This is a genomic window from Sorangium sp. So ce363 (genome assembly GCF_051520435.1).
Classification (GTDB): Bacteria; Myxococcota_A; Polyangia; order Polyangiales; family Polyangiaceae; genus Sorangium; species Sorangium cellulosum_B.
On sequence record NZ_CP150333.1, the window covers coordinates 2,810,017 to 2,823,981 of the forward strand.

General features: G+C 73.7%; 10 protein-coding genes and 1 pseudogene. 4 read left to right on the forward strand and 7 right to left on the reverse strand.

The window, feature by feature from the left end; genetic code table 11:
* Positions 1-189: 189 nt before the first annotated feature.
* A pseudogene (locus tag WMF12_RS10905) lies at positions 190-357 on the reverse strand (DUF6531 domain-containing protein); the annotation flags it as partial.
* Positions 294-527 (reverse strand): hypothetical protein, encoded by a 234-nt coding sequence (locus WMF12_RS10910; RefSeq protein ID WP_437870562.1) that lies wholly within the window; start codon positions 525-527, stop codon positions 294-296. The gene WMF12_RS10910 and the pseudogene WMF12_RS10905, both read right to left, overlap by 64 nt.
* A 178-nt stretch (positions 528-705) precedes the next feature.
* Between WMF12_RS10910 and WMF12_RS10915 the strand changes: the two genes are divergently transcribed.
* The 3 genes from WMF12_RS10915 (at position 706) to WMF12_RS10925 (ending at position 4,890) form a co-directional block, all read left to right on the forward strand.
* Positions 706-1,614 (forward strand): hypothetical protein, encoded by a 909-nt coding sequence (locus WMF12_RS10915; protein ID WP_437870563.1) that lies wholly within the window; start codon positions 706-708, stop codon positions 1,612-1,614.
* Positions 1,615-1,723: 109 nt separating this feature from the next.
* Positions 1,724-3,340 carry a M16 family metallopeptidase gene (locus WMF12_RS10920; RefSeq protein ID WP_437870564.1) on the forward strand — a complete coding sequence of 539 codons (1,617 nt, stop codon included), beginning with the start codon at positions 1,724-1,726 and terminating at the stop codon, positions 3,338-3,340.
* Entirely contained in the window at positions 3,337-4,890 is a 1,554-nt protein-coding gene (locus tag WMF12_RS10925; RefSeq protein ID WP_437870568.1) for a M16 family metallopeptidase, read from the forward strand. Before WMF12_RS10920 ends, WMF12_RS10925 begins: the two co-directional genes overlap by 4 nt.
* Before the next feature lie 73 nt (positions 4,891-4,963).
* On the opposite strand, the gene WMF12_RS10930 is transcribed toward WMF12_RS10925, so the two are convergent.
* The 5 genes from WMF12_RS10930 to WMF12_RS10950 form a co-directional block, all read right to left on the reverse strand.
* On the reverse strand, positions 4,964-5,590 hold the full coding sequence (locus WMF12_RS10930; protein ID WP_437870572.1) for a hypothetical protein: 627 nt from the start codon (positions 5,588-5,590) through the stop codon (positions 4,964-4,966).
* Positions 5,591-5,635: 45 nt separating this feature from the next.
* Complete coding sequence (locus tag WMF12_RS10935; RefSeq protein ID WP_437870574.1) at positions 5,636-7,087, reverse strand: DUF6600 domain-containing protein; 1,452 nt, start codon at positions 7,085-7,087, stop codon at positions 5,636-5,638.
* Positions 7,088-7,532: 445 nt separating this feature from the next.
* Positions 7,533-8,168: a hypothetical protein gene (locus tag WMF12_RS10940; RefSeq protein ID WP_437745526.1), complete on the reverse strand. Its 636-nt coding sequence runs from the start codon at positions 8,166-8,168 to the stop codon at positions 7,533-7,535.
* A 45-nt stretch (positions 8,169-8,213) separates the two neighbouring features.
* Positions 8,214-9,800: a DUF6600 domain-containing protein gene (locus tag WMF12_RS10945; protein WP_437870577.1), complete on the reverse strand. Its 1,587-nt coding sequence runs from the start codon at positions 9,798-9,800 to the stop codon at positions 8,214-8,216.
* 205 nt (positions 9,801-10,005) lie between these two features.
* Positions 10,006-13,617, reverse strand: coding sequence for a HEAT repeat domain-containing protein (locus WMF12_RS10950; RefSeq protein WP_437870578.1), 3,612 nt, complete (start codon positions 13,615-13,617; stop codon positions 10,006-10,008).
* A gap of 68 nt (positions 13,618-13,685) precedes the next feature.
* On the opposite strand from WMF12_RS10950, the gene WMF12_RS10955 reads away from it, so the two are divergent.
* Positions 13,686-13,955, forward strand: coding sequence for a hypothetical protein (locus WMF12_RS10955; protein WP_437870579.1), 270 nt, complete (start codon positions 13,686-13,688; stop codon positions 13,953-13,955).
* The last annotated feature ends 10 nt before the right edge of the window (positions 13,956-13,965 follow it).

Genomic DNA, 13,965 nt, shown 5'->3' on the forward strand with positions numbered 1-13,965 from the left:
GAGAACATCTCGATGCAACTTGGGCAAGGATCGGCGCGCTTGCCTTCCTTCTCGCGAAATGTCTCGATGGAAATGTTCGGGTCGTCGAACTTGGCTTTGAATCGACGGTTTATCTCTGCCGGCGCTCCCGCCGCGGCTCAGCTCCAGCTCCCACGCGAACGTGCGCGTCCAGCCGTGCCCTGGGCCGATGTCCCGTTCGCGGCTCGTCGTGGAGTAGGAGCGCGCGATCTCGAGCGGCAGCGGCCCGCGCAGTTCGAGGTCCACGACGGGCGCAGTGAACACGCGGCCGGTGATCACGTCGATGGGTCGCCGTGCGACGCCGCGCCGCTGTTCTTGCCGCCGTGGTGCTGCGGGCATCCGCCACCATCCTTCCCTGGCGACCCGCAGGCGCTCTTGCCGCCACCGCCAGCGTCGCTGCCTCCGCCGCTGCCGTCGGAGCCTTGGCCGTTCTTTGACCCCTTGCCGCCGCCCGACCCGCTCCCGTCTCCGTTGCCCCCTCCGCCCATCACGAAAATGCCGGGGTTCATGCCGGGAATCGCGGGGATGTTGGGTACGGGAGCGGTTCGCGCCAAGGGAGAACCTCTGGTAAGGAGCTCGGAGCAGGCCCGAGCTCCTCCGAGCTGTCAAGCACACCGGTGGCCCGGCGACCCGAACGGCTGGACAACGGTAGAGGCGGTGGTTCGATGCGGCAGGAGTGAGGTGGCCGTGTCCGGCAGCGTTACGGCCTTGTACGCTGGCGCAGGCGTTGCCGCGTCGGCACTGGGGAAGGACTACGATCGCTGGGTCAAGGCCGCCGCCGAGCAGGGGCGGACCGACAACCCGCTGAGCCTGCCGTACGACGTCGCCGTGCGCGAGGCGGTCGCCGCCGCGGCGTTCGTGAAGAAGTACTGGGAGCCCGACGGCGATCGCCCGGGCCTCAAGCGCGTCAGGAATCGCCTGCCCGCTTCGAGCAGCGACGATCTGCTCTCCATCGTCCACGCCGTGCAGGAGGCGCAGACTCGGCTGCTCCTCATCGTCGACCCCGCCGTCGCCGACGTCGGCGAGCGCGCCAGGTTCGTTGTCGATGAGCTCGAGTCGGCCCTCGAGTTCCTGCTCGACGACGACGTCGACGAGCCCGCTGACGCGCAGCTCGCGCGCATCAAGGAGTTTCACGCGCAGGACGGCCAGCGCTCCAGCGCCCTCTCCCAGGCGCTCCGCGACTACGCGGGGCTCGCGGCGTCGCTCGAGGAACGCCTGGTCGAGGCCGATGAGGAGTTCGATGTCCGCCTCATCGCCGAGGCCAGGAAGCTCGCGGAAGACCTGCAACGGCGAGCGCTGGAGACGATCCCCGACGGCGACACCTCGGCCGCCGCGGCCGCGATCCGCAATCAGCTCCTGCGCCTCATGGTCGAGCGCGTCGGCGCGATCCGGAAGACGGCGGCGCACGTCTTCCGCCGCCATCCGGAGATCGTCCGGGAGGCCACGAGCGCCTACGAGCGGCGCCGCCGCGCTGCAGCGCGGCGGGAAAAGGCCCGCAAGGCCGCAGAGGGCAAGGTTGTCGGCAACCGGCCTGGGGCAGCGCCTCCGCCTCCACCCGCGGCGTCCGCGACATCGGCTGGCGCTCAGCCCTCGTAAGCTTCGCCATCCCCCGTCCGCGCCGCGCTTTCTTTCCGCATCTGCGGTGCGTCCCTCCTCCGTGACAACTTGACAACCGCACCCGTTGGCCGGGCGCGTCTCCGTATCCATGCTCCCGCCCGCTTGCGCCCCGCCCGCGACCGGCGCAACCCTCGGGCTCATGCAGACCCGCGCGCGTCACCCGCCGCTCCCGCGCTCCACCGGGCCGATCCTGGTCGCCGTGGCCGCGGCCCTCTCTCTGTCCGGGCCGAAGCCCGCACCAGCAGCGCCGCCCGAGGCCACGTCCTCGCCGCCGAAGTCCGCGCCGGCCGCGGCCCCGGCGCCTGCGCCAGCCGCGGCCCCGGCGCCTGCGCCGGCTGCGGCCCCGGCGCCCGCGCCGGCCGCAGCCCCGGCGCTCGCGGCCGCCGCCGCTCAGTCCGCGGCCTCCCAGCCGCCGAAGCTCGACATCCCGTTCACCAAGTACTCCCTCAAGAACGGCCTCACCGTGATCCTCCACGAGGACCGCGCGCTGCCGATGGTCGCCCTGAACCTCATGGTCAAGGTCGGCTCGCGGTTCGAGGAGCCGGGGCGCACCGGCTTCGCGCACCTGTTCGAGCACCTCATGTTCATGGGCACGCGCCGCGTCCCAACGAAGCAGTTCGACGCCTGGATGGAGGCCGAGGGCGGCTGGAACAACGCGTGGACCAGCGAGGACCGCACCGCCTACCACGAGGTGGCGCCGGCCCACGCGCTGCCGCTCCTGCTCTGGCTCGAGGCCGATCGGTTCTCGTCGCTCGCGGACAGCATGGACCTCCCGAAGCTCAACGCGCAGCGCGACGTCGTGCGGAACGAGCGCCGCCAGACGAGCGAGAACGAGCCCTACGGCAAGGTCGACCTCCTCATGCCCTCGCTGATGTACCCGGAGGGACACCCCTACCACCACCCCGTGATCGGCTCGCACGAGGACCTCCAGGCCGCGACCGTCGACGACGTCACGACGTTCTTCCGGCGGTGGTACGTGCCGAACAACGTCTCCCTCGTCGTGGCTGGCGACTTCGATCCGCAGAAGACGCGCGATCTCATCGAGCGGCTCTTCGGCGGCATCCCGGAGCGGCCCGTCCCCGCGGCGACCACGCCCTCGCCCGTGAAGCTGAGCGGCGTCGTGCGCAAGACGATCGAGGACAACGTGAACCTCCCCAAGGTGATCATGGCCTGGCACAGCCCCGCGCACTTCGCGCCGGGCGACGCCGAGCTCGACCTCCTCGCCACGGCGCTCGAGCAGGGGAAGGCGAGCCGCCTCTACAAGGCCCTCGTCTACGACAAGCAGCTCGCCCAGGAGGTGAGCGCCGTGCAGCGCTCCGGCGATCTCGGCTCGACGTTCACCGTCGAGGCGATCGCGCGGCCAGGCGTGCCGCTCGAGAAGGTCGAGGCCGCCATCGACGCCGAGCTCGCCAAGGTGCGGGACGCGAAGCTGAGCCGCGAGGAGCTCGATCGGGCCAAGAACCAGTACGAGACCGCCTTCGTGATGGCGCTCGAGTCGGTCGCCGGCCGGGCCTCGATGCTCAACCGGTACGAGACGTCGAAGGGCCAACCCGGGTTCGTGGAGCAGGATCTGAAGCGCTACCGCGACGCGACCGCGGAGTCGCTGCAGGCGTACGCGAAGAGCACCCTGGATCCCAACGCCCGGGTGATCCTGCGGGTCGTGCCGAAGGGCAGCGAAGAGGCGAAGAAGGCGGTGACGAAATGAGAGCGACACACGCAGGCGCGATGATCGCGCTGGTCGCCGCGGCCCTCGGCTGCGAGCCGAGGACGCCGGCGCAGTCCGCTGCCCGGGCGGAGGCGCCGCGACCGAGCGCCCCGCCGGCGGCCGCGAAGCCCGCGGACCCGCTCGGGCCCAAGCCGGAGCTGCCGAAGCCGCAGCCGTTCACGCCGCCGGCGCCGGTGGTGCTCGACGGGCCGAACGGCGCGAAGGTGTGGCTGCTCGAGCGCCACACGCTGCCGATCGTGTCCGTATCCATCGGCGTCGCGTCGGGAGCGGCGGACGATCCGAAGGGCGCGGCGGGGCTCGCGCACATCACCGCGGACATGCTCGACGAGGGCGCGGGGACGCGGAGCGCGGTGGAGCTGTCCAGCGCGATCAACGACCTCGGCGCGACGCTCTCGGTCGGGGCGCGCGCCGACGGCAGCGTCGCGACGCTCTCCGTGCTGAAGAAGAACTTCGACAAGGCGTTCTCGCTGCTCGCCGACGTGGTCGCGCGCCCGCGGTTCGAGGCGAAGGAGTGGAAGCGCGTCAGCGAGCTCTGGCAGAACGACCTCAGGAAGCGCGGAGACGACGCGACGCGGGTCTCGGGGCTGGTCTCGATGGCCGCGCTCCACGGGCCGGGCACGCCGTACGGGCACCCCGTCGACGGCCTGGTCGCGGACGCCAAGTCGATCGGGCTCCCGGCCGTGAAGGCGTTCTACAAGGCGGCGTGGCGCCCGGACCGCGCGGTGATCACCGTGGTCGGCGACATCACCCGGGACGAGCTGCAGCAGGCGCTCTCGCGCGATCTCGGGACGTGGTCGGCGAAGGGCGCCACGGCGAGCGCCGCGCCGGGCACGAAGGGCGCGCCCGCAGCGCAGGGCGCGGCCGCCGCGCCGGCGTGGAAGCCGCCGCGGCTGGTGCTCGTCGACCGCCCGGGGGCGCCGCAGTCGGTGATCGCGGCCGTGCGGGAGGGGGTCGCGGCGAGCGATCCTCGGCGGCCGCTGCTCCAGCTGATCAACTCCGCGCTCGGCGGCTCGTTCACGTCGCGCCTGAACCAGAACCTGCGCGAGGATCACGGCTGGTCCTACGGCGCCGGCTCGGCGTTCACCGAGACGAGGCTGCCGGGCGCGTTCGTGGCGCGGGCCTCCGTCGTCACCGAGGCGACAGGACCCGCCCTGAAGGAGATGCTCGCCGAGCTCGCCAAGATGGCCGACTCCGGGCTGACCCGGGACGAGCTGGCGAAGGTGCAGGCGCAGGACCGCGCGGAGCTCGTCTCCGCCTACGAGACCGTGAACCGCACCGCCCAGCGCCTCGGGACGCTGGCGCGGCTGAAGCTGCCGGAGACGTTCGACGGCGACGCGAGCAAGGCGCGGCAGAGCGCGACGCTGGCGAGCCTCGCGGAGCTCGCGATGGCCGTGGATCCGAAGACGGCGACCGTCGTGGTCGTGGGACCGCGGCAGGAGATCCTGCCGCAGCTCCAGGGGATCGGCCTCGGCGAGCCGGAGGCGTGGGACGTCGAGGGGCAGCCGATCCAGCCGAAGAAAGAGCCCTGAGCGGCGCGCGCCCTGGCCGGGCGCTCCTCCCGCCGCGCGGGCAGCGGGGGGAGCGGGCGGCACGATCGCGCCCTCAGGGCGCGGTCGGCTCGAAGTCGATCGGGCTGCTGGGCGCGCCCTCGTGCAGGACGCCGTCGCCGAACCAGTAGACGAAGCGGGGCTCCTCCGCCCCGTCGAGGTAGGCCTCCAGCCGGACGATGGCGCCCGGGGTGGTGGCAAACGTCATCGCGTCGATGTCCGAGCCGGTCTCGGCGTGGAAATACGCGACGCCGATGTCGACGAGGCGCGTCGCGTCCGTCTTTTCGATCTCGATCCCCGCGAGGTCGATGAGCTCGGACGCCGTGTCGACCGAGGCATAGAGATCGAAGCTGCAGACGACCTTGGAGGTGTTGGTGTCGCAGGTCGTCCAGAGCGTCCACGTCCCGCCCTCCGTGTACTCGACGAAGATGCCGACGCCCTCGCCCGGCTCGGTGCTCAGGGTGGCGTCCGTGTCGATGGCGACGAGCCGCACGTCGTCCGCGGGCGGCGGGGGAACGGTGTCGTCGTCGCCGTCGTCCCAGTCGTCGTGGACGTGATGGCCATCGTGGTCGCCGTCCTCGTCGACGATGATGCAGCCGGCCGAGGCGAGGGGCGCAGCGACGAGAAGGAACGACCACAGCCCCAGTGAACGACGCTTCACAAAGTCAGCGAAAAGAGTCATCGGATCTGCTCCTGCTCGTGGACGTCGCAAGACGTGGACCAAGCGCTACCTCGACCGCGGGCGACCGGACGTCGGCGCCGTCTTCCCCGGAGCCGGGCCTGACGGAAGGTGGATCCTGGGGCGCGGCGGGGACGACGGAGCGCTCGGGAGCGCGCGCGGCTTCGCGATCGGCTGCGGCGCCGGCGTCGCCTGCGGCAGCGGCCGCGGCGCCGTGGCCGACGGCGATCGGTGCGGGAGGGCACGCGTGGCGGCCGGCGTGCCGACGGCGCGCGGCGCCGAGGCGGCCGGCGGCTCCGGGGCGGGTACGGGCGACGGCGGCGTGACCGTCGGCCGCGAGGGCCGGTGCGATGGGCTCGCGCCGGTGCGGGGCAGCGCACCCGCGTCGGAGACGCCCCGCGCGGGGAGGCCGGGCCTGGCGATCGGGGCCGGAGCGTCGCCGACGGGCGTCCCCCGCGGGTGCAGCGGCGTGCGCAGCGCAGGCGCCGCGCGACGGTCGTCGCCTGCTGGCGACGCCGGACGGCGCGCCGGCTGGGGCGCGAGGCGTGCGTTCGGCGTCGTGCTCCTGCGCGCGTAAGCGAGGGCGCGAGGATCCGGCCTGTCGCGGTGCCTCGGGGCGGCCGAGGAGGGAACGCCGGCCTCCGCGAGCGACGGCGACGCCGGGCGGTAGCCGCCAGGACGGATGCCGTGGGGCGAGCTCGAGCGGCCCGCGCCCCCATCGCCGCCCGGGCGGACGTCGGCGCGCCCGGGCCTGCCCGCGGTCGGCCGCGCCGGCCTGTAGGTGTGCGAGTGCGCGGCGATGCGCCGGACGACCGCGCGATCGCGGACGACGTGCGTGTGGACGTGGCGGTGGAACACGTGCGTCGTCGGGCAGAAGACGTACGCCGCAGGGGGAACGGTCCACAGCGAGACCGCGACGCCGCTGCTCCAATAGTAGGTGGGCGGCATCGGGGCCCAGCCGACGTAGCCGGCGTCACCGACGCGCCAGACGACCCACGCCGGGGCGTACGTGCGCCCCGGGATCCAGGCCCAGCCGTGGGAGGAGATCCAGACCCAGCGGCCATAGTGGAAGGGGATGTGGCCCCACGCGTAGTCGCTGACCCAGAGCCACTCGCCGTCGTCGGTCAGCGCCCAGTGGCCCGCGGTCTGGTAGGGCGCGAAATCCGGGCCGACCACGACCGCGGAGGGCACCCAGACCGTGCCGTAGCCCGGGGTGTCGATCCAGGTGCCGTACGCGGCGAGCGGCTGCTGGAACTCGACCAGGGCGCTCGGGTCGGTGTCTTCGTACTCGTCCGCCTCGAACTCGGCGTTCACGCGGACGTCGACCTGGACCGACGGGGGCTCGGCGGGCTGGGCGGCGGCGCTCGTGGGCGCGGCGATGAGCGCGGCGAGCAGCGGCAGGGCGCCGCCGAGCCGGCGGAGCCGGGCCCCGGGGATGCCCGGCGCCGCGGGTGCAGGGCGCAAGGGGGAAGCGGACAGCGGGAAAGGCATCGGCAGCATGATGGGTCCTTCTGGAGGGGGGTGCCAGGGAGAGGTCGGGCTGGCCTCGGGCGCCCTCAGATCTCTTCAGACGTCCCTGCGCGCCCGACATTGCACATTGCAGGCCACCATCCGGAGCGCCGCGCTTGCGTGCCATGCGCCGCGGCGTCCGACCGAGGTTGAGGCGTCGGCCCCCGACCGAGGTTGAGGTGTCGGCCCCCGACCGGCCCCCGACCGAGGTTGAGGCATGGGCGCCGACCGAGGTTGAGGTATCGGCCCCCGACCGAGGTTGAGGCAGCGGCGTCCGACCGAGGTTGAGGTATCGGCCCCCGACCGAGGTTGAGGCAGCGGCGTCCGACCGAGGTTGAGGTATCGGCGCCCGACCGAGGTTGAGGCAGCGGCGCGCGCCCTCGCCGGGGGCTCCTCCCGCAGCGCGGGCAGCGGGAGGAGCGGCGGGATCGCGCCCTCAGGGCGCGGTCGGCTTGAAGTCGAGCGGGTTGGTGGGCGCGCCCTGGTGCAGGACGCCATTGCCGAACCAGTAGACGAAGCGAGGCTGCAGGACCCCGTCGACGTAGGCCTCCAGCCGGATGATGGCGCCCTGGGTCGTGGTGAACTCCATCGCGTCGATGTCCGAGCCGGTCTCGGCGTGGAGATGCGCGACGCCATCGCTCACGAGGCGCGTCGAGTCCTTCGTCTCGAGCTCGATCCCCACGATGTCGAACAGCTGGGACGACGTGTCCACCGAGACATAGAGATCGAAGCTGCAGATGACCTTGGAGGTGTTGGTGTCGCAGGTCGTCCAGAGCTTCCACGTCCCGCCGGGCGCGTACTCGAGGAAGATGCCGATGCCCTCGCCCGGCGGGCTGCTCAGGACCGCGCCCGTATCGATGGCGACGAGCCGGGGGTCGCCCGCACGTGCACGTGGCGGAGGGACGCGGCTGTCCCCCTCGTCCTCGTCGCCGTTGTGCACCTGGGGTTCATCGCGGCGGGCATCCTCGTCGTCGGCGAGAACGCAGCCGCCCAAGCCGAGGGGCGCAGCGACGAGCAGGAACGACCATATCCCCACGGAACGACGCTTCATGAAGTCGGCGGGAGCAGTCATCGGTTCTTCTCCTGCGCGCGGACGTCGCAATACGTGGACCACGCGTCACCTCGACTGCGGGCGACCGGATGCAGGCGCCGGCGCCGCCTCCTCCGCAGCCGGGCTTGACGGGATGCGAATCCTGGGGCGCGCCGGGGACGACGGCGCGCTCGGGATCGCAGGCGGCTTCGCGACCGTCGCGCTCGCGTGCGGCGCCGGTGTCGCCGGTCGCATCGGTCGCGGCGCCGAGACCGACGGCGCATGGTGCGGGACCGCGTGTGACGTGGTCGGCGTGGCGCCGACGTGCGGCGGGGCGCCGACGCGCGGCGTGGCACCGACCCGCGGCGCGGCGGCAGCGGGCGGCGGGGCGCCGACGCGCGGCGTGGCACCGACCCGCGGCGCGGCGGCAGCGGGCGGCGGGGCGCCGACCCGCGGCGCGGCGGCGGGCGGCGTGGCACCGACCCGCGGCGCGGCGGCGCGCGGCGGGGCGATGACGTGCGGCGTGGCGCCCACGCGCGGCTCCGGGGTCGGGGCCGGAAACGCGGGTGTCCTCGGGGCGTGCAGCGTGCGCGCCTGGGGCCGGTCGCCGCCCGAGGGAGCAGGGGGCGCCGAGAGACGCGGCACCGGCGCCGGCGCGACGTGCGCGCTCGGCGTCGCCGCTTTGCGCGAATAGGCAAGAGCGCGCGGGTCCGGCCTGCCGCGGAACCTCGGCGCGTCCGAAGACGGAATGCCGATCTCGACGAGCGAGGGCGACGCCGGGCGATAGCCGCCAGCACGGATCCCGTCGGACGAGCTCGATCGCTCCGCCCCATCCGGGCGGGCCCAGCTGCGCTCGGGCCTGCCCGCGGTCGGCAGCGCCGGCCTGTAGGTGCGCGAGCGCCTGGTGATGCGCCGGATCTCATCGCGATCGCGGACGACATGCATGTCGACGTGATCGTGGAATACGTGCGTCGTCGGGCAGAAGACATACGCCTCAGGGGGAACGGTCCTCAGCGAGACCGCGACGCCGTTGCGCCAGGAGTAGGTGGGCGGCATCGCGCTCCAGCCGACGTAGCCGTCACCGCCGACGCGCCAGACGACCCACGCCGGGGCGTACGCGCGCCCCGGGATCCACGCCCAGCCGTGGCCGGTCGTCCGGATCCAGCGGCCATAGTGGAAGGGGATGTGACCCCACGCGTAGTCGCTGACCCAGAGCCACTCGCCGTCGTCGGTCAGCGCCCAGTGCCCGTCGGTCTGGTAGGGCGCGAAATTGAGGCCAACCTCGGACCAGGAAGGCACCCAGACCCTGCCGTAGCTCGGGTCATCGACCCAGGTGCCGTAGGGGGCGAGCGGCCGGTAGAACTCGATCAGGGCGCTCGGATCGGTGTCGTCGTACTCGTCCGCCTCCAGCTGCGTCTGCGCGCTCACGCGGACCTCGACCTGGACCGGCTGGGTCGCGGCGGGCTGTGAAGGAAAGGTCTCGTCAGCGCCGTACGGGGCGTAGCTCGCGCCCTGCGGATACCCCTCGGCGGCGGCGCATGCGGGCGCGGCCATGAGCGCGGCGGCCAGCGGCAGCGCGCCCCCGAGCCGGCGGAGCCGCGCCCCGAGGAGGCGCGGCGCCGCGGCCGAAGGGCGCGAAAGGGAAGCGAACAGCGGGAAATGCAGCAATGCCATGCGGGTCCTTCTGGAGAGAGGTGCCAGGGAGAGGTCAGGCTGGCCTCGGCTCGGGGTCCCGAGACCTCTTCGGCCGCCCTTGGACGTCCCTGGGTGCTCGAATATTGCAGCTGCACTGCAAGTTACGCTCCGCATCGCCCGCGCCGGCGCTCCACGCGGCGTGCACCGGCAGCGCTCGCTCGATCGAGGTGGCGCGCGGCGCTCCTCAGTCCAGGTCGCTGTCGTCGAGCGCCGGCGTCTCGTCCCCCGGAGGCGGCGCTCTCCCGGGCAGCGCCGGCGGCCTCGGAAGGAGCGACAGCCGCGCGTGCGCGTCGGCCAGCTTGCGGTCGGCCTCGCGCAGGCGCCGGTTCAGCACCCGGATCACGGCGTCCGCGATCTCGGCCGTCTCCCGCACCGCCTCGTGGAAATCCTCGGCGGAGACCCGGAGCAGCTCCGCGTCCTCGGTCACCACCGCGGTCGAGGCCCTCGGCTCGCTGTCGAAGAGCGACATCTCGCCGAACACGTCGTTCGCGCCGAGGCGCGCGATCTCGCGGCCGTCCAGCGTGAGGCTCACCTCGCCCGAGATGATCGAGTAGAGCGCGCCGCCAGGCTCGCCCTGGCGGAAGATCACGTCGCCCCGGGCCAGCGACACCACGAGCGAGCCGCGCGCCAGCGCCACCAGATCGTCGCCGGCCACGCGGGAGAAGAGCGGAACACGCTGGAGGAACAGGACCTTCTCGATCGTCGTGTACATCTCGTCCTCGGGGTCGATGCCGGTGCCGCCGGTGACCGCCCAGTATCGTGCGTAACGGGCCACCGCGGGATCCTCATCGGCCCGCAGCGCGTCCAGCCGCTCGCGGGCGCCCGGCGGCGACGTGACGGCGACCGCGATGGCGGCCGCCTCGCGGACCAGCGGGTCCGGATCGTAGGTCGCGGCGAGCGCGTCCCCGGCGGCGCCGGAGATGGAGTTCCGGGCGACGGCATCGAGCGCGAGCGCGGCGCTGTAGGGGTCGCCGCGCACGATCTCGTGGCGGATCCAGGAGATGACCCCGGTCTCCGGCGGCAGGGGCCTCCGGGGGAACGCCGCGGACAGCTCGAGCAGCCGCTCGACGAGGGAGACGAGGCGCTCGCGCAGCGGGCGGTCGAGGAGCGACTCCAGCACCTCGAACGCGTTGGCCCGCAGCGCGGGATCCGGGCCGAAGACGTGGGTGCGCACGAGGGCGACGACCTCGCGCGGGTAGGCGAGCTCGCACAGCCGGAGCACGCGGATGAGCCCCTTCCGCAGCCGGCGGAGCAGGTGCTGATCGAGCAGCGCGCCGGCGACGCGGGGGCGCACGGCGATGTACGCCTCGCGCGTGCGGACGTGCTCCACCGTCTCGTCGTCGATGCAGGCGCGGATCACGCGGAGAGGCGCCGGCGGCGCGCGCAGCGCGAGGCGCAGGCGCGACGCCGACGCGAGCACCTTCTGGCGGAGGGCCTCGTTCGGGTGGTCGATCCGGGCGAGCAGCACGTCGAGCGCGTCGTGGCTGCAGAGCCGCGCGAGCACCCGCGGGATCGCGAGTCGCACGGCCCGCGGGGTGCTGTCGTCGCCGAGGCGCGCCGCGAGCTCCGGGATGGCGTCGTCGCCGAGCGCCTCGATGGCCCGGGCCGCGGCCGGCGCGAGGGCGCGCTCGGCGAGCGCGTCCGCGAGCAGGGGGAGCAGGCGCGGGTCGGCGACGCTCGACGAGGAGCGCACGGCCGCGCGCCGCACGGCGGGGTCGGGATCGCCGATGAGCCGCGCGAGGGCGCGCTGGAGCGACGCGTGGCCGACGAGGCCGAGGATCCTGGCGGCGGCGACGCGATCGCGGGGCGACGGGCTGTCGAGCAGCGCGCGCAGCCGCGGCGCGCCCTCGAGCATGCCGTCGAGGCCGCAGTAGCGCAGGAGCGCGGCGATCGCGGCGGCCCGGAGCGCCTCGCCGCCGGTCGCGTCCGCGGCGGCGCGGGGCGCGGCGCCCTCCCGCGCGAGCGCGAGCAGCTCGTCGTGGGCGTCCTCCCGCAGCAGCGCCGCGAGCGCGGCGACGGCGGCGACGCGGACGTCGGTGTTCCGGTCGTCGATCGCCGCGCGCGCGATGCTCGCCCCCTCCTCGTGCTCGAGCTCGGCCGCGAGGCGCACCGCGAGCGCGCGCACCCTGGCCGAGCCGTGGCGCGCGAGCGCGGGCACGGCCTCGCGCACGAGGGTCGGGTCGAGCTGCTGGAGCTGTTCGACCGCGAAGAGCACCTGCACCATGGCGCGGCTGTAGAGCGCCTCCTTGAGGATCGCGCGCGTCTGGGGGCCGTACGCGACGCTGTCCGGCTCGATCTGGCGGCGCATCAAGGTCCGGCGCATGGCGTCGAAGTAGCCGCGCCGCACGAGCGGGAGGAGGGCGATGGACGCGACGCAGAGCGGGAGGGAGTAGACGCCGATCCACGCGGCCTCCTCGACGAGCGCGGGGCCCGTCGCGGCGGTGGGCGCCACGGCGAGCAGGATCAGCGCGCCGAGCCCGTAGCCGAGGGGCTTGGCGATCGTGGAGACGAGCGTCCGCACCCGCTCCCGCAGCGCCGGCTGGAACGGGAAGAACAAGAGCTGCATCGTCGCGTCGTAGATCGTGAGCTGCAGCGCGTTGTCGCTCAGCTTGAGGATCGCGCCCCAGGCGAGCGACGGCGCCGCGAGCAGCGCGACGGTGCTCGCGGTGAACGCGGCCGGCATGGCGAGCAGCCCGCCGAGCACGCCGTGGCGCCGGAGGACCCGGGGGGTCGCGACGAGCTGCACGAGGAGGCCGACCACGCCGACGGCGCCGTAGAGGAACCCCATGAACCGGGTGAGGTCGTCGACGTGGGGGTAGGCCGTGAGGGCGATCGCCTTGAACTGGTAGTCGCCGATCGTGAGGACCGTGAAGAGGAGGCAGGTCAGCAGCGCGACGGTGAGGGCGTAGCGCGATCGCCACACGTCCATGCGCGGAAGGCGGGCCTGGAGGAGCTCTTCGTCGCCGGACGGGGGGCGCCCGAGCGGGTAGCGCCGCGCGAGCGCGGTCGTGAGCGCGGCCATGGCGAGGAGCGCCGCGATGAGCACGAACAGGAGGTTCTCGGTGCCGATCCACCGGACGACGGCGCCCGTCGCGAAGCCGCAGGCGACGGTCCCGACGACGCGCCCGCTGCCGATCAGGCCGAAGAGGCGCTTGGCGCTGCGCGGGTCGTGCAGGTCCTGGGCGACGGCCCAGACGAGGACGGCGGTGAAGTTCGCGATGATCTCGGACCAGATGTAGAAGACCAGGGTCGCGGCGCGCACCTCCTGGCCGATGAGGACGCGCAGCAGCGCGAACGTGGCGGCGCCGAAGAGGGCGAAGGCGACGCACAGCTGGGCGCGCGGCATGTGGCGGGCGACGCGGTCGTAGGCGAGCGCGGCGACGGCGGAGGCGACGCCGTACACGATCCACATCGGCGCGATCCAGGTGACGGGGAACCTGGTGAGGAAGAGCGCGTCCCGCGCGGAGCGGCCGACGACGAAGAGGAGGGCGGCGAGGAAGAGCAGGCAAAAGAGCAGCGCGGTCCGGTGCAGCTCGACGCGGGTGAGGGGGACGCCGAGGACGGCGGTGTGGGCGTCAGGCGCGGCGCCGCTCGGCTGCAGCCGGCTGGGCCGGCTCGAGGTCGGGCGCACCGACGGGGTGGCGCCGGAGGCGGGGGACGCGGGCGCGCCTTCCGGGCGCGCGCTGGGCTGGCTGGGCTGCCCGGCGCGCACCGTCTCCGGCGCCGTGGCGCGCTCCTTCGCGCTCGGCCCTGCCTTCGAGCCCGGCTGCGGGGGAGCGGCGTCGGTCGAATCCACGTGCCTCAAGCTAGCCGAGCTCTCTCGAAGAGCGCGTGTTTCGGGCCACGCAGCCCGTCCATCGGCCCATGGCGCTGCGCGGCGGTCCGCTCGCCCTGCTCCGCGGCGCCGATGCCAACTTGTCAGGAACGGACGGCGACCATGGCCAGCTCGTCATGCGGCGCGCCTCCGAGCCTCCGAGGTGGGGCGTCGAGGACGCCTCCAAGGACGCCTCCGACGGGACCGCGGGGGCCTCTGAGGGCGCGTTCGACGCGGCATCCGGCGCGGGCGCACGACCGTTTTCCGCGCCGTTCGAAGGGCTGTGCGAGGCATTTGCGGCGTGGTACGAGCTGTGCTGAAAGGACGCGC

Coding starts and splice junctions, on each gene's coding strand:
- WMF12_RS10945 (WP_437870577.1), bottom strand. CDS start 9,800: ATGGCATTGCTGCATTTCCCGCTGTTCGCTTCCCTTTCGCGCCCTTCG.
- WMF12_RS10925 (WP_437870568.1), top strand. CDS start 3,337: ATGAGAGCGACACACGCAGGCGCGATGATCGCGCTGGTCGCCGCGGCC.
- WMF12_RS10940 (WP_437745526.1), bottom strand. CDS start 8,168: ATGACTGCTCCCGCCGACTTCATGAAGCGTCGTTCCGTGGGGATATGG.
- WMF12_RS10920 (WP_437870564.1), top strand. CDS start 1,724: ATGCTCCCGCCCGCTTGCGCCCCGCCCGCGACCGGCGCAACCCTCGGG.
- WMF12_RS10910 (WP_437870562.1), bottom strand. CDS start 527: ATGAACCCCGGCATTTTCGTGATGGGCGGAGGGGGCAACGGAGACGGG.
- WMF12_RS10935 (WP_437870574.1), bottom strand. CDS start 7,087: ATGCTGCCGATGCCTTTCCCGCTGTCCGCTTCCCCCTTGCGCCCTGCA.
- WMF12_RS10930 (WP_437870572.1), bottom strand. CDS start 5,590: ATGACTCTTTTCGCTGACTTTGTGAAGCGTCGTTCACTGGGGCTGTGG.
- WMF12_RS10955 (WP_437870579.1), top strand. CDS start 13,686: ATGGCGCTGCGCGGCGGTCCGCTCGCCCTGCTCCGCGGCGCCGATGCC.